The organism is Stenotrophomonas sp. BIO128-Bstrain (assembly GCF_030128875.1).
Lineage (GTDB): Bacteria > Pseudomonadota > Gammaproteobacteria > Xanthomonadales > Xanthomonadaceae > Stenotrophomonas > Stenotrophomonas bentonitica_A.
In genome coordinates, this window is the sequence record NZ_CP124620.1 from 4,413,903 (window position 1) to 4,433,033 (window position 19,131).

The 19,131-nt window shown below is 66.8% G+C and carries 18 protein-coding genes; 6 read left to right on the forward strand and 12 right to left on the reverse strand.

Translation table 11 applies throughout. The features are described from left to right. Positions 1 to 29 precede the first annotated feature (29 nt). Positions 30 to 413, reverse strand: coding sequence for a GtrA family protein (locus POS15_RS20070; protein ID WP_284128741.1), 384 nt, complete (start codon positions 411 to 413; stop codon positions 30 to 32). An 85-nt stretch (positions 414 to 498) separates the two neighbouring features. On the opposite strand from POS15_RS20070, the gene glmU reads away from it, so the two are divergent. Next, positions 499 to 1,863 carry a bifunctional UDP-N-acetylglucosamine diphosphorylase/glucosamine-1-phosphate N-acetyltransferase GlmU gene (gene glmU / locus POS15_RS20075; RefSeq protein ID WP_284128742.1) on the forward strand — a complete coding sequence of 455 codons (1,365 nt, stop codon included), beginning with the start codon at positions 499 to 501 and terminating at the stop codon, positions 1,861 to 1,863. A 63-nt stretch (positions 1,864 to 1,926) separates the two neighbouring features. Here glmU and POS15_RS20080 read toward each other — a convergent pair whose 3' ends face one another. From POS15_RS20080 to POS15_RS20110, 7 genes are all read right to left on the reverse strand, one after another. Further along, positions 1,927 to 3,294 (reverse strand): HAMP domain-containing sensor histidine kinase, encoded by a 1,368-nt coding sequence (locus POS15_RS20080; RefSeq protein WP_019183640.1) that lies wholly within the window; start codon positions 3,292 to 3,294, stop codon positions 1,927 to 1,929. After that, complete coding sequence (locus POS15_RS20085; protein ID WP_284128743.1) at positions 3,291 to 4,631, reverse strand: sigma-54 dependent transcriptional regulator; 1,341 nt, start codon at positions 4,629 to 4,631, stop codon at positions 3,291 to 3,293. The genes POS15_RS20080 and POS15_RS20085 overlap by 4 nt, the downstream gene beginning before the upstream one ends. Positions 4,632 to 4,710: 79 nt before the next feature. Further along, entirely contained in the window at positions 4,711 to 5,118 is a 408-nt protein-coding gene (locus POS15_RS20090; RefSeq protein ID WP_070471988.1) for a PDZ domain-containing protein, read from the reverse strand. 31 nt (positions 5,119 to 5,149) lie between these two features. Further along, on the reverse strand, positions 5,150 to 6,370 hold the full coding sequence (locus POS15_RS20095; RefSeq protein WP_046273141.1) for an FtsX-like permease family protein: 1,221 nt from the start codon (positions 6,368 to 6,370) through the stop codon (positions 5,150 to 5,152). Positions 6,371 to 6,386: 16 nt separating this feature from the next. Beyond that, positions 6,387 to 7,691, reverse strand: a complete 1,305-nt coding sequence (locus tag POS15_RS20100) for an ABC transporter permease (protein WP_019183644.1) — start codon at positions 7,689 to 7,691, stop codon at positions 6,387 to 6,389. Positions 7,692 to 7,699: 8 nt separating this feature from the next. Continuing rightward, positions 7,700 to 8,425, reverse strand: coding sequence for an ABC transporter ATP-binding protein (locus POS15_RS20105; RefSeq protein ID WP_019183645.1), 726 nt, complete (start codon positions 8,423 to 8,425; stop codon positions 7,700 to 7,702). Positions 8,426 to 8,466: 41 nt separating this feature from the next. Then, on the reverse strand, positions 8,467 to 9,732 hold the full coding sequence (locus POS15_RS20110) for an efflux RND transporter periplasmic adaptor subunit (protein WP_019183646.1): 1,266 nt from the start codon (positions 9,730 to 9,732) through the stop codon (positions 8,467 to 8,469). Positions 9,733 to 9,935: 203 nt separating this feature from the next. On the opposite strand from POS15_RS20110, the gene glmS reads away from it, so the two are divergent. Both glmS and POS15_RS20120 read left to right on the forward strand, forming a co-directional pair. Then, complete coding sequence (gene glmS, locus POS15_RS20115) at positions 9,936 to 11,777, forward strand: glutamine--fructose-6-phosphate transaminase (isomerizing) (protein WP_019183647.1); 1,842 nt, start codon at positions 9,936 to 9,938, stop codon at positions 11,775 to 11,777. Between the two features lie 465 nt (positions 11,778 to 12,242). After that, entirely contained in the window at positions 12,243 to 12,674 is a 432-nt protein-coding gene (locus POS15_RS20120) for a CBS domain-containing protein (protein WP_019183648.1), read from the forward strand. Positions 12,675 to 12,733: 59 nt separating this feature from the next. On the opposite strand, the gene POS15_RS20125 is transcribed toward POS15_RS20120, so the two are convergent. Together POS15_RS20125 and POS15_RS20130 are read right to left on the reverse strand one after the other, a co-directional pair. Then, positions 12,734 to 14,185: a UdgX family uracil-DNA binding protein gene (locus POS15_RS20125; protein ID WP_019183649.1), complete on the reverse strand. Its 1,452-nt coding sequence runs from the start codon at positions 14,183 to 14,185 to the stop codon at positions 12,734 to 12,736. Between the two features lies 1 nt (position 14,186). Continuing rightward, the gene (locus tag POS15_RS20130; protein WP_284128744.1) at positions 14,187 to 15,473 is read right to left on the reverse strand and encodes a putative DNA modification/repair radical SAM protein; all 1,287 of its coding nucleotides are present in this window, start codon (positions 15,471 to 15,473) and stop codon (positions 14,187 to 14,189) included. Positions 15,474 to 15,768: 295 nt separating this feature from the next. Here POS15_RS20130 and POS15_RS20135 point away from each other — a divergent pair, with 295 nt between their 5' ends. Next, on the forward strand, positions 15,769 to 16,230 hold the full coding sequence (locus POS15_RS20135) for a DUF2846 domain-containing protein (RefSeq protein ID WP_284128745.1): 462 nt from the start codon (positions 15,769 to 15,771) through the stop codon (positions 16,228 to 16,230). 76 nt (positions 16,231 to 16,306) lie between these two features. On the opposite strand, the gene POS15_RS20140 is transcribed toward POS15_RS20135, so the two are convergent. Next, positions 16,307 to 16,741 (reverse strand): VOC family protein, encoded by a 435-nt coding sequence (locus POS15_RS20140; protein ID WP_284128746.1) that lies wholly within the window; start codon positions 16,739 to 16,741, stop codon positions 16,307 to 16,309. 178 nt (positions 16,742 to 16,919) lie between these two features. Here POS15_RS20140 and POS15_RS20145 point away from each other — a divergent pair, with 178 nt between their 5' ends. After that, positions 16,920 to 17,282, forward strand: a complete 363-nt coding sequence (locus POS15_RS20145) for a hypothetical protein (RefSeq protein WP_284128747.1) — start codon at positions 16,920 to 16,922, stop codon at positions 17,280 to 17,282. A 48-nt stretch (positions 17,283 to 17,330) separates the two neighbouring features. Here the strand turns inward: POS15_RS20145 and gloA are convergent, their stop codons facing one another. After that, the gene (gloA, locus tag POS15_RS20150) at positions 17,331 to 17,858 is read right to left on the reverse strand and encodes a lactoylglutathione lyase (RefSeq protein WP_019183653.1); all 528 of its coding nucleotides are present in this window, start codon (positions 17,856 to 17,858) and stop codon (positions 17,331 to 17,333) included. A gap of 112 nt (positions 17,859 to 17,970) precedes the next feature. Here gloA and POS15_RS20155 point away from each other — a divergent pair, with 112 nt between their 5' ends. Beyond that, positions 17,971 to 19,083, forward strand: coding sequence for a PLP-dependent cysteine synthase family protein (locus tag POS15_RS20155; protein ID WP_019183654.1), 1,113 nt, complete (start codon positions 17,971 to 17,973; stop codon positions 19,081 to 19,083). Positions 19,084 to 19,131: the final 48 nt, after the last annotated feature.

Sequence of the window (19,131 nt, forward strand, 5' to 3'; positions counted from 1 at the left end):
TTTTTTTGCCTGCCTCCGGCGATGCCGGCTCAGCGGAAGATCAGCGTCCGCATCAGCAGGAACGACACCGCTGCCAGGCCACCTTCGACCAGGGGTTTGGCCAGCCACGCGTAGCGAAGCCCGAGATGCTCGGCCGCCAGCGTCACCAGCAGCGTACTGATCGCGGTCAGCACGCCCCACAGCAGCACGAAGCGCACGAACCGTGGCCAGCCCAGCCGGTGTTCGCCATCGCGGGCAAAGGTGTAACGGCCATTGAGCCAGAAGCCGAGCAGCATGCCGCTCACGCGCCCCAGCAGATTGCCGGGTGCCGCAGGCATGCCCAGCGCGGTGGCAGCCACGAACACGGCCCAGTCCAGCGCGAGCTGGATCAGGCCGATGACGAGATAGCTGCTGCCTTGGCGGAGGAGACTCACGTGCGATCCGGGTGCGGGCAATCCCACATGTTAACGAGCGGCGCACTAGAATTCCCTTCTACGATTCCCGGAACGTGATCTGCCCATGACCCAGCCCCTGCACGTGATCATCCTGGCCGCCGGCGCCGGCAAGCGCATGAAGTCGGCCCTGCCGAAAGTGCTGCAGCCCATTGCCGGCCGCCCGATGCTTGCCCACGTCATCGACACCGCGCGCCAGCTGCAGCCCGAGGCGATCCACGTGGTTTATGGCCATGGCGGTGAGGCGGTGCGGCAGGCCTTCGCGGACCAGCCGGACCTGCACTGGGCAGAGCAGAGCCGGCAGCTGGGCACCGGGCATGCCGTGCTGCAGGCCATGCCGGAAGTACCGGATGCGGCAACGGTTCTGGTGTTGTACGGCGACGTGCCGTTGATCCGCGGCGAGACGCTGCGCCACCTGCTGTCGCAGCCGGGCCGCCTGGCCGTGCTGGTGGCCGAGGTCGCCGACCCGACCGGCTACGGCCGGATCGTGCGCAACGCCGAGGGCAAGGTCGGTGCGATCGTCGAACAGAAGGATGCCAGCGACGAACAGCGCAGCATCCGCACCATCAATACCGGCATCATCACCGCCGAATCGACCGCGCTGCGCCGTTGGTTGTCCCAGCTTTCCAATGCCAACGCGCAGGGCGAGTACTACCTGACCGACATCTTTGCCGCGGCAGCGAGTGACTACACCCCGGCCGAGATGGCTTTCGTGCAGGACCCGCAGGACGCCGAAGGCGCCAACGACCCGTGGCAGCTGGCCCAGCTCGAACGTGCCTGGCAGCTGCGCGAAGTGCGTGCACTGTGCGCGCAGGGCGCGCGCGTGCTGGATCCGGCGCGGCTGGACATCCGTGGCCCGGTCACCGTCGGCAGTGACGTGCAGATCGACGTCAACGTGATCCTGGAAGGGCGCGTGGTGCTGGGCGACGGCGTCAGCATCGGCGCGTTCACCCGGCTCAAGGACGTCACCCTGGCCGCGGGCACCGTGGTCAAGCCGCACTGCGACCTGGATGGCGTGATCAGTGAAGGCGCGGCGAAGATCGGTCCGTTCGCGCGCCTGCGCCCGGGTACCGTGCTGGCCGAGGGCTCGCACGTCGGCAATTTCGTGGAAACCAAGAAGGTCGTGCTCGGCGCCGGCAGCAAGGCCAACCACCTCACCTATCTGGGCGATGCGGTGATCGGCAGCAAGGTCAACATCGGCGCGGGCACCATCACCTGCAACTACGACGGCGTGAACAAATCGCAGACCACCATCGGCGACCGGGCCTTCATCGGCTCCAACAGCTCGCTGGTCGCGCCGGTGGTGATCGGTGAAGGCGCGACTGTCGCCGCCGGCTCGGTGATCACCCGCGGCGCCCCGGCCGACAAGCTGACCGTCGCGCGCGCACGCCAGGAAACCATCGACGGCTGGAAGCGCCCCACGAAGAAGTAATGCCGGCCGCTGGCCGGCAACCAGCCGATCCCGGGCCGCGACGGTGCCGGCCAGCGGCCGGCACTACCGGGCGTCGGCCGGCAGGAACACCGCCACGCACAGGCCGCCCTCGCGGCGGTTCTGCAGCGAAATGCGGCCGCCATGTGCCTCGACGATCTCGCGGGTAAGCGCCAGGCCGAGTCCGGTGCCGTTGCGCTTGGTCGAATAGAACGGCATCAACGCATTCTGCAGCACCGCCTCGTTCATGCCCTTGCCGCGATCCAGGACTTCCAGCCGCAACCACTGCGGCAGCCGGGTCAGGCGGACCTCGACATCGTCGTTGGGCGGTTCGGCTTCGCTGCACGCTTCATGCGCATTCTTGAGCAGGTTCAGCAGCGCCTGCCCCAGCTGGGCGATGTCCACGCGGCTGTGCAGGTCGTCGGGCACCTCGGCCATGCGGAACGGAATCTGGTGCTGCAGCCCGCCCAGGAACAGGTTCCACTGCACGGTCTGCAGCTGCGGCTGCGGCAGTTTGGCGAAGCGTGCATAGCCGCGGATGAACCCTTCCAGGTGCCGCGCGCGCTCTTCGATCGTGCCGAACACTTCTTCCAGCCGCTCGGTCTTGCCGCGCCGGACCAGCTCGCCACCGGAGTGGGCGAGCGAGGCGATCGGGGCCAGCGAATTGTTCAACTCGTGGCTGATCACGCGGATCACCTTCTTCCAGGTCTGTACCTCCTGGCGGCGCAGTTCGGCAGTGAGCAGGCGGATCAGCAGCAGGTCGTGCGGGCGGCCGTTGAGGTGGAAGTTGCGGCGTGACAGATGGTAGATCTGCTCATCGTCTTCGTCGCGCTCATCGTCGCTGTCCTGGCCCTCGCCGCGGACCGCGAACAGGCTGTCGCCGCCACGGGCGATAGCGTCGCGCAGCTCGATCGGCATCGCCGCCATGACATCGTGCATGCGCTGGCCTTCCAGCTTCCAGCCGCTGTGCAGCAGCTTGCGCGCGGCCAGGTTGGAGAACACCACGCGCTGCACGCCGTCGCCCCCGTGGGTGAGCAGGAGCATCGACACCGGCGTGTTCTGCACCATGGTGTCCAGCAGCAGTTCGCGCTGGACCAGGTCCTGGCGCTGTGCGCGCAGCACATCGCCGAGTTCGCGGTGGGCCTGGACCAGGTCGCCGAGTTCGTCGTTGGAGGGCCAGTAGATGCCGAAGTTGTATTCGCCATCGCGATAGCTGCTGGTGGTGCCGGACAGCGCGCGCAGCAGCGAGCGGATCGGTGCGGTCGCGCGGCTCAGGCTCCACCACATCAGGCCCATCAGCACCACGGTCGAGATCGTGGTGACCGCCCAGCCATGGTCCAGCCAGTACGCCAGATACCACGGGAAGGCGGCCGCCAGTGCCAGCACCGGCAGCAGGCGCAGGAACAGCCGGAAGGTGAACGAGCGCCGCTTCATTCGCGTGGAATGCCGTAGCGGTCCATGCGCCGGTACAGCGCCTGGCGGCTGAGCCCGAGTTCGGCAGCGGTCTGGGCGATGATGCCGTGGTTGTGGGCCTGCGCGGTTTCGATCCGGCTGCGGTCCGGGTCCACCGTCGGGCTGGCCGCGCGCGGGGCGGCCGCACGCGGCAGGTTGAGGTCACCGGCCTCGATGCGGGGGCCGCTGGCCAGCAGTTCGGCGCGCTGCAGCACGTTGCGCAGTTCACGCACGTTGCCCGGCCAGGGATGCCGCTGCAGGGCGGTGGCGGCGGCGGTGGACAGCGGCTTGCCGCTGCCCAGGAAACGTTCGGCCAGTGGCAGGATGTCACCGGGGCGTTCGGCCAGTGGCGGCAGGGCCAGCTCGACGGTATTGAGGCGGTAGAACAGATCTTCGCGGAACTGGCCGTCGCGGATCATGGCCGGCAGGTCGGCATTGGTCGCACTGATCACGCGGACTTTGACCTGGCGCTCGCGGTTGGAGCCCAGCCGCTCGAATCGCCCGGTCTCGAGCACGCGCAGCAGTTTCATCTGCCCGCTGGAGGAAAGGTTGCCGATCTCGTCGAGGAACAGGGTGCCGCCGTCGGCGGCTTCAAATTTGCCTTCGCGTGCCTTGTTGGCGCCGGTGTAGGCGCCGGCCTCGGCACCGAACAGCTCGGCCTCGATCAGCTCGGCCGGAATCGCGCCGCAGTTGAGCGCGACGAACGGGCCCTTGGCGACCAGCGAATTGGCCTGGATGATCTCGGCGATCTTCTCCTTGCCCGCGCCGTTGGGACCGGTGATCAGCACCGGCAGTGCCGAGCGCGCCACCTGGCAGGCCAGGCTGACCACGCGCTCGCTGGCCGGGTCGGCCACCACCGCACCGCGCAGATCGTACCGGGCCTCCAGCGCCGAGCGATCGCGCTGTTCGCGGTCGCGGCGGCGGTCGAGTTCGCGGCGGGTCTCGGACAGTTCCAGCAGGTTGTTGACCGTGACCAGCAGCTTGCGGTCGTCCCAGGGCTTGGCCAGGTAGTCCGCCGCGCCGGCCTTGACCAGATCCACCGCGCTGCTCAGGTGGGTCCAGGCGGTCAGCAGGATCACCGGCAGGTCCGGATGGCGTGCGCGGATCTGCTGGAACAGCGCCTCGCCTTCCTCGCCCGACGTGGTGTCTTCGGTGAAGTTCATGTCCTGGATCACCAGGTCCACCGGCTGCTGCTCCAGCAGGGCCAACCCCTGTTCGGGGGAAAGCGCGTGCAGGGTGTCGATGTCGTGCAGCGAGAACAGCACGTTCAGTGCGGTGCCGACGCTGGCGTTGTCGTCAATGATCAGGATCGAGGGCATGCGGCAACGAAGGACCGGAAGTGGGTTCAAGAGTACCGGAGCGCCGGGCCAACGGGCAGATGGCCCGGCGCGGCTGGCCTCAGCCGCCGGTGCCGGGCGCCTGCGGAATCGGCGGGGTCGGTACCGCCAGCACCTCGCTCCAGGCGGCGGTATCGACATCGACGGTCACCTGGTTGCCCTTGCGCAGCACGGTGACCGGAACCCGGGTGGCCTTGTTGCCGACCAGCGCATGGGTGAGGTCGGCCATGCGCCGTACGGGCTGGCCATCCACGCGCAGGATCCGATCGCCGCTGCGCACGCCGAAGTAGCTGCTCGGCTCGGTGGTCGTGACGCGCACGATGCCATCCTGGGCATCCACCACCAGATGGTGGCCGGCGTCACGCCACTCCAGGCGTGCGGTATCGGTCTGGGTGGCGGCCAGCGCAGGTGCGCTGGCCAGCAGGAGGGACAACAACAGGGTCGTGATGCTGGTCTTGGTCTTGGTCATGTGTTTGCTCTGGGGATGGGTCTGGTGCATTTCAGGCACTCCGGGTGGCAACGGCAGGGGGAACGGCCGCGGCGCGACGGGCCGGGCCGAAGACAGCGATCTGGCCGAGCAGCCACAGCAGCACCGCACCGATCGGCAGGTAACTGATGGGCATGCGCGGCAGCTCGTAGTTGTTCATCAGCCACAGGTTGATCGTGTAGGCCATTAACATGCCCAGCACGATGCCGACCGTGGCCAGCAGGAAGTTCTCGGTCTGGAAGTACCGCAGGATCTGGCTGCGGGTCGCGCCCAGCGCACGGCGGATGCCGATCTGCTTGGTGCGCTGCTGCACCCAGAAGCTGGCCAGGCCGACGATGCCCAGTGCGGTCACCACCAGCAGGGCCACGCACACGGTGATCAGCAGGCCGACCATGGCGCGGTCATTGGCGAAGTACTTCCTGCGCTGCTCCTCGTAGGTGTACTTGCCGTGCACCAAGCGGCTTGAATCCACCCGCTCCAATGCCGCCACCGCGGACTTGAGCACTTCGTCGCGCCGGGTCGGATCGGTGACCCGGATCAGGTAGAAGCCCTCGTCATAGGTAGTGCGCAGTGGCAGGACCATCGAGAACTGTGAATCGCCTTCGCGAGCGGTCGGGCGGGCGAGTACCTTGACGATGCCGATGATGCGCAGCGGCATGGAGCCGCTATAGATCGTCTTGCCCAGTGCATCGCCGCCGGGGAACATCTTGTCCGCAATCGCCTGGGTAACGATGACGGCCGAGCCTTCGTCCGCGGCTGCTTCGTCATTCTTGACGACTTCCAGGTCCCGGTACTCATCGGGCTGGAAATCACGACCGGCGATCAGCTCCACGCCCAACGTATCCAGTGCGCCTTCGCGGCCGAAATACTGCGAGGCGCTGAGCGTCGGGCGCTCCTGGTCGGGAACCAGGCCCACGCTCGTATTCCAGGAACTGTTGCGGAACGGGATCTGGTTCAGGGTGACCGCACTCTTGACGCCCGGCAACGCCTGCAGCGCGGCAAGATCCTCGCGGGTGCGCGCCACGGCGTTGACCTGTGGGCCGATGCCGCCCAGGCGGACTTCGATCAGTTCGGTCTCGGCGATGCCGCTGGGCTGGTTGATCTTCTCGATGCGCTGCCCGATCAGGAACAGCGCATTGCAGACGATGGCGCAGGTCAGGGCGATCTCGAGCACGATCAGCGATGCGGCGGTTTTATGCCGGCGGAGCGTGGAGAGAATGGGACGGATATCCATGGTGTGCTCCGGATCCTTACTGCGATTTGAGTTGGATGGCGGGCGCGACCTGCATGGCGCGCAGCGCCGGCAGGAAACCGGCCAGCAGGCTGGCGACCAGGGTCAACGCGAAGGTCATCAGCAGCATCTGCCCATCCAGGGTGGCGAGCTTGGCGTAGTCCACCGGTTGCTGGCGCACCGCGTACAGCCCGAGCAGTGCCAGCAGCAGGCCCAGCAGGCCGCCGGCAAGACCGACGGTGCCGGCCTCGATCAGCGACTGCAGGAAGATCTGGCCGCGGCTGGCACCCAGCGCCCGGCGCACGCCGATCTCACCGCTGCGACGCAGGAACTTGGCCAGCAGCAGACCGACCGTATTGATCAGGCAGACCAGCAGGAAGCCCATTGCCAACCACAACTGCAGACGCACGTCGCCGGGGACGACCTTTTTGAAATCCAGCCATTCCATGACGTTGCGCAGCCGTACGTTGTTGGGGCGTTCGAAACGACCGGCGGCGCGCTGCTGGTCGGAGTAGTTCTCCAGATAGCGACGGTACTCCGCGGCCTGGCCGGGGTTTTCCAGCTCCACCCAGTACTGGATCCAGGTGCAGCTGGCGTTGGGACCGGTCGGGTCGGTCTCGTTGCGGCGCCCGAAGCAGTCGATGCTGCCGTTGCGGTCGAACTTCAGCTCGATCGCCGTGGAGAAGGGCAGGTAGACGTCTTCGCTGTCGCCGTAGCGGCCGGTATACAGGTCATAGAAGTGCGGGTTGGGATGCCAGTCACCCAGCACGCCCACGACGGTCATCGTGTTGCCGTTGAGGCGGACCGACTTGCCGACGCTGTTGGCGCCCTGGAACAGCTTCTGGTTGAGCGTGCTGGAAATCACCGCGACCCGACCGCGCCCGTCGTCATCGGTTTCCTTCCAGCCCTGGCCATAGAGGAACGGCGTGTCGAACATCGGGAAGAAATCGCTCGAGGTATACCGCGCATCGGTGTTGAACGGACGCAGCGTGCTGCCCTCGGGCTCGAGGGTCACACCGCCACCGGTCATCATCGCCTGCCGCTTGGCATGCTTCTCGCGCAGCAGTTTCTCAGCATCGAAGCGGGTCAACTGGTCGGCCGGTTCTTCGCCAGGCTGATAGCCCAGCGCTGACTGTGGATCAACCAGCACGCTGAACAGCCGGTCGCTCTTCTGCGGGATCGGATCACCGGACAGCACATGGAATACGGTCAGCGTGGTCATCGAGGCGCCGATGCCCAGCGCGATGGCGATCACCATCAGCGCGGTCAGCACCTTGTTGCGCCGGAAGCTGCGCAGGGCCAGTCGGAAGTAGTAAGCGATCATGGCCGGCCTCAGTCGTTGGCGATGGCAGCGGCAACCGCGGGGCGCGGCGTGGCGAGCACCGGGTCGCGCAGCAGGTCGGTGACCTGGCCATCGACGATGTGCACGTTGCGCTTGGCGCGGGCGGCCAGTTCCGGATCGTGGGTCACCATCACGATCGTGGTGCCCTTGGCATTGATTTCTTCCAGCAGCTCCATCACGCCGCGGGCCATCTGGCTGTCCAGGTTGCCGGTCGGTTCATCGGCCAGCAGCAGGCGCGGGCTGCCGGCCAGCGCACGCGCGATCGCGGCGCGCTGCTGCTGGCCGCCCGAGAGTTCGGCCGGGTAGTGCTTCATGCGCGAGCCCAGGCCGACCTGGGCCAGCGCGTGCTCGATGCGCTCCTTGCGCTCGGCCGCGGGCATGCCGCGGTAGCGCAGCGGCACATCGACGTTGTCGAACAGGTTGAGATCGGAGATCAGGTTGAAGCCCTGGAAGATGAAGCCGATCTTCTGGTTGCGCAGGCGGCTGCGCGCGTCATCGCCGAGCTGGCTGACATCCTGGCCGTCGAGCAGGTAGGTGCCGCTGGTGAAGGTTTCCAGCAGGCCGGCGATGTTGAGGAAGGTGGTCTTGCCCGAACCGGACGGACCGGTCACGGCAACGAACTCGCCTTCGCGGACGTGCAGGTCCAGCGACCGCAGGGCATGGGTTTCCACCTGTTCGGTGCGGAAGACTTTGGCGACCGAGCGCATTTCAAGCATGGCTGTTTCCTTTGAGGGTCGAGAAGATCGAAAGGACTGAATCAGTTGATGGAGACGCGCTCGGCATCGCCGAACAGATCGCTGCCGGACACCACGACGCGGTCGCCGGGCTGCAGGCCAGAGAGGATTTCCACTTCACCCAGGCTGCTCACGCCGAGCTTGACCGGGCGACGGACGGCATGGCTGCCATCCATGACATAGGCGTAGCCGTTGCCCTGTTCGACAAACGGGCCACGTTCGATCTTGAGTGCGTTGCGGCGGGTATCGAGCAGCACGCGCGCCTGCATCCGCTGGCTCTGGCGCAGGCCCTGCGGCTGCTTGTCGGCGAAGCGGATGCGGGCATTGACCTCGCCGGCGACCACTTCCGGGGAGACGGCGGAAATCTCGCCGGCGAACTGGCCGCTGCCGCCGGTCAGCTGCGCAGGCATGCCGATCGTCAGCTCGCGGGCGAAGCTCTCCGGCACCTTGATCTCGATCTCGAAGCGCGACAGATCGACCACGCCCAGGATCGGCGCATTGGCGACCACGTTGGTGTGCTGGGTCGCCTGCACCTGGCCGACCTGGCCATCGAAGGGCGCACGCAGCGTGAGCGCGTCCACCTGGCGCTCCACTTCGGTCACCACCGCGCGCTGGCGATCAGCCAGCAGGCGCTTGTTGCGCGCATCCAGATCGGCGCCCTGGGCCTTGAGCATGGCGTCCTTGCGGGCGTGCTCGAGCTGGATGTCGCTCTTCTTGACGGTGTCCTCGGCCTTGGCCACGTCCACCTGCGGTACCGCGCCGCCATCGAAGCCGCGCTTGTAACGTTCCAGGTCACGCACCGCGGCCTGGCGTTCGATCACGGCCTGGTCGGTGTCCTTCTGCGCGGTGGCGCGCGCCAGGGTCGCATCCAGAGTCGCGCGGCTTGCCTCGGCCTGCAGGCCGGCCAGCGTGGCCTGTTCCTGGGCCAGCTTGCTGCGCAGTTCGGGGCTGTCGATCACGGCCAGTTCCTGGCCCTGCTTGACCACATCACCGGCCACGACCTTCAGGTTCACGTTGCCGGCGGAGATCGCATACAGCACCGGGTTGTTGGCGGCGATCACGCGGCCGTCGGCGGCGATGTCGCGCACCATGTCGCCTCGGGTGACCTCAGCGATGCGGACACGGGCGCTGTCGTAGGAGCGGCTGGCCCCCAGCCAGGCACGGGCGGCGAAGCCGATCGCCACCAGCACGACCAGCGCGGCGACCGCCGGCCACAGCCAGCGCTTCCACGGGGCGGGCGCGGCGTGCGAAGAAAGGGTCTGGTCCTGGGCGGAAGTGTCGCGGATCATCGGGCTCGTTCGCGGTTGGGTTGTGGAGTACCAAGCAGACTCCGTGCCAACTTTTAGCCCTTTGGAAACAACAGCTTGCAAAAAGCGGCCGGTGTCCATGTGTCCGCGGACACCTGACCGGACACTTTCGTTAAGCCGACAGCGCCCAAGCCGCCGGGGCCGCCACGCTAGAATGCGAGGCTTACCAGCAGGGATCTGAATCTATGTGCGGCATTGTGGGAGCGATCGCCCATCGCGACGTGGTACCGGTACTCATCGAAGGATTGAAGCGACTGGAATACCGGGGCTACGATTCCTCCGGCATCGCCGTGATCGATACCACCGCCGCCGAACCCGATGTCCGACGCGTGCGCCGTACCGGCCGGGTGGCGGAGATGGAGAAGGCTGCCGCGAGCGAAGGCTTCCAGTCGCTGCTCGGCATCGGCCACACCCGCTGGGCGACCCACGGGGGCGTGACCGAGGCCAATGCACACCCGCACATCAGTCACGGTGTGGCGCTGGTGCACAACGGCATCATCGAGAACCATGAAGAGCAGCGCGAGAAGCTGCGCGCGCTGGGCTACACCTTCGAGTCGCAGACCGACACCGAAGTGATCGCGCACCTGATGCACCATCACCTCAAGGAAGGCGACAGCCTGCTGTCGGCGCTGCAGCGTACGGTCAAGGAACTGACCGGTGCCTATGCGCTGGCGGTGATGAGCCGTGCCGAGCCGGACCATTTCGTCTGCGCCCGCATGGGGTGTCCGCTGCTGGTGGGCGTGGGCGAAGGCGAGAACTTCGTGGCCTCCGATGTCTCGGCGATCATCCAGGCCACCCGCAAGGTGATCTTCCTGGAAGAAGGCGACACGGCCGACATCCGCCGCGACAGCGTGCAGGTCTACGACGAGCACAACCAGCCGATCGTGCGCGATGTGCATCTGTCCGATGTGTCGCTGGCCTCGCTGGAACTGGGCCCGTACCGCCACTTCATGCAGAAGGAAATCCACGAGCAGCCGCGTGCGCTGGGTGACACCATCGAAGCGGCGATCGATGCCGGTGGCTTCCCGGCCACGCTGTTCGGCAAGAACGCCGAGGCCGTGCTGTCGGGTATCGAAGGCGTGCAGATCCTCGCCTGCGGCACCAGCTACTACGCCGGCCTGACCGCGCGTTACTGGATTGAATCCATTGCCGGCCTGCCGTGCAGCGTGGAGATCGCCAGCGAGTACCGTTACCGCGCCGCCTACGCAAACCCGAAGCACCTGATCGTCACCATCTCCCAGTCCGGCGAAACGCTGGATACGATGGAAGCACTCAAGTACGCCAAGTCGCTCGGCCACCTGCACACGCTCTCGATCTGCAACGTGCCCGAGAGTGCGATTCCGCGCGCCAGCGAACTGGTCTGCTACACCCGCGCCGGTGCCGAGATCGGCGTTGCCTCGACCAAGGCGTTCACCACCCAGCTGGCTGCCTTGTTCCAGCTCACCATGGTGCTGGGCAAGCTGCACGGCCGCATCGATGCCGCGCAGGAAGCGGACTACCTGGAACAGCTGCGTTTCCTGCCCGGCAGCGTGCAGCACGCGCTGAACCTGGAGCCGCAGATTGCGGCCTGGGCCGAGCGCTTCGCACGCAAGGCCAACGCCCTGTTCCTGGGCCGGGGCCTGCATTACCCGATCGCACTGGAAGGCGCGCTCAAGCTCAAGGAGATCTCGTACATCCACGCCGAGGCCTATCCGGCCGGCGAGCTGAAGCATGGCCCGCTGGCGCTGGTGGATGAGGACATGCCGGTGGTGGTGATCGCGCCGAACGACAGCCTGCTGGAGAAGGTCAAATCCAACATGCAGGAAGTGCGTGCACGCGGCGGTGAGCTGTTCGTGTTCGCCGACCAGGACAGCAACTTCGTCGCGTCCGAAGGCGTGCATGTGATCCGCACCCCGCGCCACGCCGGTGTGCTCAGCCCGATCGTGCACACCCTGCCGGTGCAGCTGCTGGCATACCACACCGCACTGGCTCGCGGGACAGACGTGGACAAGCCGCGCAACCTGGCCAAGAGCGTGACGGTGGAATAAACGCGCGCGTCGCGTTGTGGATGTGGAGAAGGGGGCCGCGCGGCCCCCTTTTTTGTGGGTGTCAGGTAACCGTGTTCGTCGGTTGCGCCGCGCGGTGCTTGGCTGTGTTTTCGATCCTGGGCCGACGCAGCCGCCCGGATTGATCGGGAGAGCCACCCCACGGGTGGCTGGCCCCTGGGTAGGTCGGACATCACGCATCCACCCATGGGGTGCCTCTACCGGCGGCAGGGGGGCGTGGAACTTTAGTCGTGGGCCGCGGCAGCATTCAGCGACGGTTTTACTGGCGGTGCCATTCTCGGGGTCGTCAGCTGTTTCGACGACGAACTGTCCCAGATTTGCAAACTCCTGGGCCAAGTCGCAGTCGTAGAATCGAGTGACCGAGGACCGGGCAGACGCATGGCGCCGCCTCCCTCGCTGCAACCAGGCGCACCTCTCGACTTCAGTAACCTGTAACAGGAAACAAGAATGAACGTCCGCGAACTCCTGCAATCCAAGAAAGATGCAATCGTCACCATTGATGTCGAGGACACCATCGGTGCCGCTGCGCACAAGATGAGCGCGCACAAGATCGCTGCCCTGGTTGTGATGAAAGACGATGCGCCAGTGCGGATCATTTCCGAGAAGGACATCGTGCGCAGCCTTGCGGAAGATGGTCCCCAGGCAGGCCGACGCGTCATTTCCAGCCTGCCATCGGCAGGGCTGGAAGGCATCGTCCCGGATGCGACGCTCAAGCAGGCGATGGCGCTGATGACGTATTCCCGCCATCGTCACCTGATGGTGACCGAGGGCGCCACGCTGGTCGGCATCCTGAGCCTGGGCGACATCGTCAAGAACCTGCTCAGTGAACTCGAGCTGGAAAAAGCGGTGCTGCAGGACATCTACATGGCAGCGCACTGACGCTGCCTGGTCCGCACTGACGGGCATTGCCGGCCGCTGGCTGGCAACCCCGGACGAGGTCAGCGTACGCGTTTGACCTCGACAAGCTGCTGGAGGTCGCCCTTCAGCAGCTGATAGGCCCCATCGCGCGCTGCATCAGCGGTTTGCCGCAACACCCACGACGGATGCACCGTCGCGAAGGCGCGCGTGCCGTCATCCAGTACGTGCCAGCGTCCGTGGTTCGCCATCAGGTTGAAGCCGGCACCGAACACCGCCGTCGCCGCGGTAGCACCGAGGCAGACGATCACCTGCGGTCGCACGTTTTCGATTTCCCCCATCAGCCACGGCCGGCAGGCGTTGACGTGGGTGATCTGCGGTTTGCTGTGGATGCGCCGCTTGCCGCGCCGTTCAAAGCGGAAGTGCTTGACCGCATTGGTCATGTACAGCGCGCTGCGCTCGATCCCCAGCTCGCGCAGCGCACGGTCGAGCAGCTGTCCTGCCGGGCCGACGAACGGGTGCCCGCTGAGGTCCTCGCTGTCGCCGGGTTGCTCACCCACCAGCATGATCGATGCGTCGGCCGGGCCCTCACCGAACACGGTCTGCGTGGCCGGTTCCCACAGGGGGCAGCGGCGACATGCCGACGCGGCGTCGCGCAGGGTATCGAGCGTGGCCGGTGCAGCCTTCGCGACGACCGGCAAGCCCGAGGCGGGTTGGGGGATGCGGCGACGCGGTGCCTGCGCTTCGCGGTCGTGCATCTCCTGCACGCGGTCGCCGGCGTCCCGCACCAGCTGCGGCAGCAACGCGGCCTCCGGCAGGTGCTTCCAGTATTTGGCCGGCATCTCCTGCTGCATCATCCGGGTATTCAGCCGCGCCGGATTGAAGATGTTGGCGTAATAGGTGCGCCACAGTTCTTCGCGTGCATCATCGGTTGGGGCATCGGCCTGCGTCCGGCCGGGGCCGAAGGTGAGGACGTGCCCATCCCACCGCACGCTGCGCGACGGTGTCAGGATCGCCCAGCGCATGCCGGTGAAGCGACGTGCGAAGAACGGCGCGACGCGATCCACGATGAGGTGGTCCGGCTCGAACCAGGCGATGAAGGCGTCCTGTTCGCCCGGCACCTCGCGGAAACGCACGAACGCCTTCATTTTGTGCGAGTCGCGGCGCACCGCCTGGCTCAGCGCTGTCGCGCGCAGCACGTCCGGGTCGGTGGGGGTGGCGAGCAGCCCGCGCTCGCCGTGGGCGATGCGCCACAGCATGCGGTACAGCAGCGGCAGCCGCTGCGGGTCGCGGTGGCAGAGGCAGGTGGCGGCCAGCTCGACGAACGCCTTGGACACATAGGTGGGTGCGTCGTGCGCTGTATCGGCCACCGCTTCGATGGTCTGCAACGGCGGCGCATCCAGCAGTGACGCTTCCTCGCCATGCAACCAGTCCAACTGCTCCGGGGGCACCGCGTGGCGCAGCGCCAGGCGCGCGGCATCGCGCCATGCGTCCAGCGACCACGGCGGGTCGATGCGTACGCTCCAGCGTGCCATCTCAGTGCGCGGCAACGGCGTCGAACAGGGAGCCCTGCGCGGGCGGGGGGGCCAGCCGCGCGCGCAGCGTGGCCGGGTCATCCAGCTGCTTGCGGGGGTGATGGTCGGCCAGTTGCACGAAGGGCAGCAGCTTGGCCATCGGCGCACGCAGGCGGGCCACATCGACCACCCGCAGGCGCACCTGGCGGCGTGCCATCAGCACGCGCTTGACGTTGCGCACGCCCAGCCCGGGCACGCGCAGCAGGAGTTCCTTCGGCGCGCGGTTGAGGTCGACAGGGAAGCGCTCCGGGTGCCGGATCGCCCAGGCCATCTTGGGGTCGATGTCCAGGTCGAGCATGCCGCCCTGGGTGGTATCGGTGATTTCTTCCACGCCGTAGCCGTAGAAGCGCAGCAGCCAGTCGGCCTGGTACAGGCGGTGTTCGCGCGCGAGCGGCGGCGGCTGCAACGGCAGAATGCGGCTGGCGTCGGGGATCGGGCTGAAGGCGGAGTAATAGACCCGGCGCATGCGGTAATTGCCGTACAGGTTGTCGGCCGCGGTGAGGATCTGCTGGTCGCTGGCGCCGTCGGCACCCACGATCATCTGCGTGCTCTGGCCGGCCGGCGCGAACTTCGGCGGTCGGGGGCGCGATACCCGCGGCGCCGGTGTTGCCGATGCTGCAGCATCGCCTTTGCGCGCGTCCTTGGCCTCTTCGATGCGCCAGCGCAGCTCGCCCATCGCGCCGCGGATGGAGGGCAGGGATTTCTCCGGCGCGAAGCTGGCCAGCCCGGCTTCGGTGGGCAGCTCGATGTTGATCGACAGGCGGTCGGCGTAGCGCCCGGCAGCGGCCAGCAGTTCCGGCGACGCCTCGGGAATGGTCTTGAGGTGGATGTAGCCGGCGAAGTGGTGTTCCTCGCGCAACTGGCGCGCCACCTCCACCATGCGTTCCATGGTGTAGTCGGCGTTGCGGATGATGCCGCTGGAGAGGAACAGGCCCTCGATGTAATTGCGTTTGTAGAAATCCAGCGTAAGCGACACCACTTCGGCGACGTCGAAGCGCGCGCGCGGCACGTTGCTGGACACGCGGTTCACGCAGTAGGCGCAGTCGTAGATGCAGAAGTTGGTCAGCAGGATCTTCAGCAACGATACGCACCGCCCATCCGGGGTATAGCTGTGACAGATACCCGCGCCCTCGGTGCTGCCGATGCCACCGGATTTGACCGAGTTCCGCTTCCCCGCACCGCTGGAGGCGCAGGAGGCATCGTATTTGGCGGCATCGGCGAGGATGGCGAGCTTGCGGAGGGTGTCCATGCGGGCACCCTAAGCAGGGGCGATCTCATCCAGTGAGATTGACCGCGGGGCATCCTGAAGCGTTCACGCCATGGTTCCCGTGCTTCGCCGGCACGCGCTGCGTGCGCCCATTCACGATCTTCACATTCCCGGCTAGACTTCGCCCCGGTGCCGTCGGCACCGGCAGGGACGCAGGTTGGCCAGGACGGGCACGGCATTGGAAGCACGCTCTCGCGTGCGGCGTTGCGCGACTGAATCTCCAGCATCCTTCTGCCGGAACCGCGTCGCCTCTCATCCAACCATCAGGGGGCAGTACGTGAACAAGGTTTCGTTGTTGGGGATGGCCGCGGCCATTGCCCTGTTGTCGGGCTGTGCAAGCGTGCCGATGTCCGAAAAGGGCATGGTGGAGACCGCCAAGACCTTCCCGACGCCCGAACCGGGCACCGCCGGGGTGTATGTGTTCCGCAACAGCTTCGTCGGCAAGGCGCTGAAAAAGGACATCTGGATCGATGGCGAATGCCTGGGCGAAAGCGCCGACAAGGTGTTCTTCTACACGACGGTGCCGGGCGACCGTGAGCACACCTTCTCGACGGAGTCGGAGTTCTCGCCGAACGACCTGAAAGTGCAGACCGAATCGGGCCGCAACTACTTCATCCAGCAATCGATCCGGATGGGCGTGTTCGTGGGCGGTGCCAAGCTGGACGTGGTGCCCGAAGCCGAAGGCCGCCGCCAGGTCGCCGGGTTGAAGATGGCCCGTAAGGGAACGTGTTCGCGCTGATCGGGCAAGGACCATAACGAGGCGGGCGCGCGTTGCGTGCCCGCCTTGGTGCGGTGCGTCGGGCCAAGGCGCTGGTCTACTGCGAGAAGCTCACTTTCACCGAATCCGCGCTGTAGTCGGCCGGCCCATGGAACACCACTTCGATGTTGTTGCCATCCGGATCCAGCACGAAGGCGGCGTAATACCCCGGATGGTAGGGGCGCTCGCCGGGCGCGCCGTTGTCCTTGCCACCGTTGGCCAGCGCCGCGTGGTGGAAGGCCTCCACCGTGGCGCGGTCGCGGGCCTGGAAGGCAAGATGGTGGCGGCCGGTCAGCTGGCCGAGGGCCGCCTCGCTGTCCGGCGTGGAAATGAACAGCTCATCGGCCCAGAAATACGTGTCGCCCTCGCCGGCGATCGGGATGCCGATCGTGTCGAACACGGCCTGGTAGAAGCGGCGGCTGGCGGCCATGTCCCTGACCACCAGTTGCAGGTGATCGATCAGGCGGCCGCGGTGCAGTTCCATCGTTTCCATACCGGCTCCACAGGGGGGATGGGACGCAGATATACCACCGGACACAGCGCTGCGCATTGCCGCGCCGTCGACCTTGCTGACCACGCGCAGGGCGGCGCCGGCGGCGGCCCTTCCGCCGGCCCGCGCAGTGACCTACGCTGCGTGCTGGCGCCATGAACGCGCAGGCGGAGGAGGCACGATGCTGTGGATGGTGATGATGGCCCAGGCGGTCGCCGGCGACGCGGGCTACCCACAGGCGCATGCCTGGGCGCAACGTGATGAGGCCAGCCTCGAACCGGCGGCGTACACGGCGATGGTGGACAGCATGAGCGAGGTTGGGGGTGCCGCCTTCAAGCGTTGCATGCCGACTCCCGCGCCGCAGACGCTGGCCGCGTTCACCGTGGTGTTGCAGCTGGATGCGCAGGGCAGGGTGGTGCGCACGTGGCGCGAGGGCGAGGAGGCGGTTGCACGCTGCGTGGACGCAGGCTTCGCCGGGAAAACCCTGTTCGTGCCACCGAAGGCGCCGTTCTATGCGGCGTTCGAGTTCCAGGTCGAGCCGTAGCACCGGCAACGCACCGACCGGTGCCGGTGCGTTGCGCGGCCGCAGGGATCAGGCGATCGGCGTGTTGGAGATGATCTCCACCCAGTAGCCGTCCGGGTCCTTGATGAAGGCCAGGTGCTTCATGCGGCCGTCTTCCAGGCGCTTCTGGTAAGGCACCTGCAGCTCATCGAAGCGCTTGCAGGCGGCCTGGATGTCCGGCACGGACACGCAGATGTGGCCGAAGCCACGCGGGTCGGCATTGCCGTTGTGATAGACCGGGCCGTCCTGGTTTTCGGTGCCATGGTTGTGGGTCAGCTCGAGCACGCCGGGGATGCCGGCCATCCACACGCGGCGGGCATCGTCACCCTCGGGAATCTGCGTGCCGGCCGGCAGCAGGGCGAGGAAGTACAGGCTGAATTCGGCCTCGGGGAAGTGGCGCAGGTCGATCAGGCGGAAGCCCAGCACGCGGGTGTAGAAATCCAGCGAGGCCGTGGCGTCCTTGACGCGCAGCATGGTGTGGTTGAACACGAACCCGGCGGTCTCGGCGGGCGTGGTGGCGGCAACGCCGGGAGAGTTCTGGAGGGCGGCAAGGCTCATGGGGATTCCTGGGGGGCAGGGCCGCATCAGCGCGGCGGACCCCTCATTTTACCGGTCCCGGCCGGGCCACGTGACAGGTAGAATGGTGTGTCTTCCTGACCAGCGTTCATCCATGTCCCAGCGTGAATGGGTGGCTGCGGCCATCCGCAAGATCGACGCCGATTTCAACCGTTCGGCCGATACCCACCTGATTCCGATGGACCTGCCCGGGTTCGAGGGCATCGACCTGTATTTCAAGGACGAGTCCAGCCACCCGACCGGCAGCCTCAAACATCGCCTGGCACGCTCGCTGTTCCTGTATGCACTGGCCAATGGCTGGCTGCGCGAGGGGCGCCCGGTGATCGAGGCCTCCAGCGGCTCCACGGCCGTGTCCGAGGCGTATTTCGCGCGGCTGCTGGGCCTGCCGTTCATTGCGGTGATGCCGGCCACCACCTCCCCGGAAAAAATCGCGGCGATCGAGTTCCACGGGGGCCGCTGCCATCTGGTGGAGCGCGCCTGCGACCTGAACGCCGATTCGGAAACGCTGGCCCGCGAAACCGGCGGCCATTTCATGGACCAGTTCACGTACGCCGAGCGCGCGACCGACTGGCGTGCCAACAACAACATCGCCGAATCAATCTTCAAGCAGATGGCCGAGGAGCCGCATCCGGTACCCGAGTGGATCGTGTGCAGCCCGGGCACCGGCGGCACGGCGGCCACGCTGGGCCGCTACGTGAGCTACCGCCGGCATGACACGCGCATCCTGTGCGCGGACCCGGAAATCTCCGTGTTCTATGATGGCTACTGCGCTGCGCTGGCAGGGCAGCCCTGGCGTGAGCTGACCTGCAGCGGCGGTTCGCGGGTGGAAGGCATCGGCCGGCCGCGGGTGGAATCGAGCTTCATTCCGACCAGCGTCGATGCGATGGTCAAAGTGCCCGATGCGCTGAGCCTGGCCGCGATGCGCCACGTCAGCCGCCAACTGGGGCGCCGCGTGGGCGGCTCCACCGGCACCAACTTCATCGGCGTGCTGCAGGCCGCGCAGCTGATGCGCGATGCGGGCCGCAGCGGCTCGATCGTGACCATCCTGTGTGACAGCGGTGACCGCTACGCACACAGCTATTACAACCCGGAGTGGTACCCGAAACAGGCCATCGACGTGGACGGCGCCGATGCGGTGCTTGCGGCCGCGGTGGCGGGCAAGGGGCTGCCGGTGCTGCCGTGCGTCTCGCTGGAAGCACTGTACTGAGCGGGGCGCCCGGGCGGGCGTGAACCGGGCCCATCGGCGTGCCCCGGG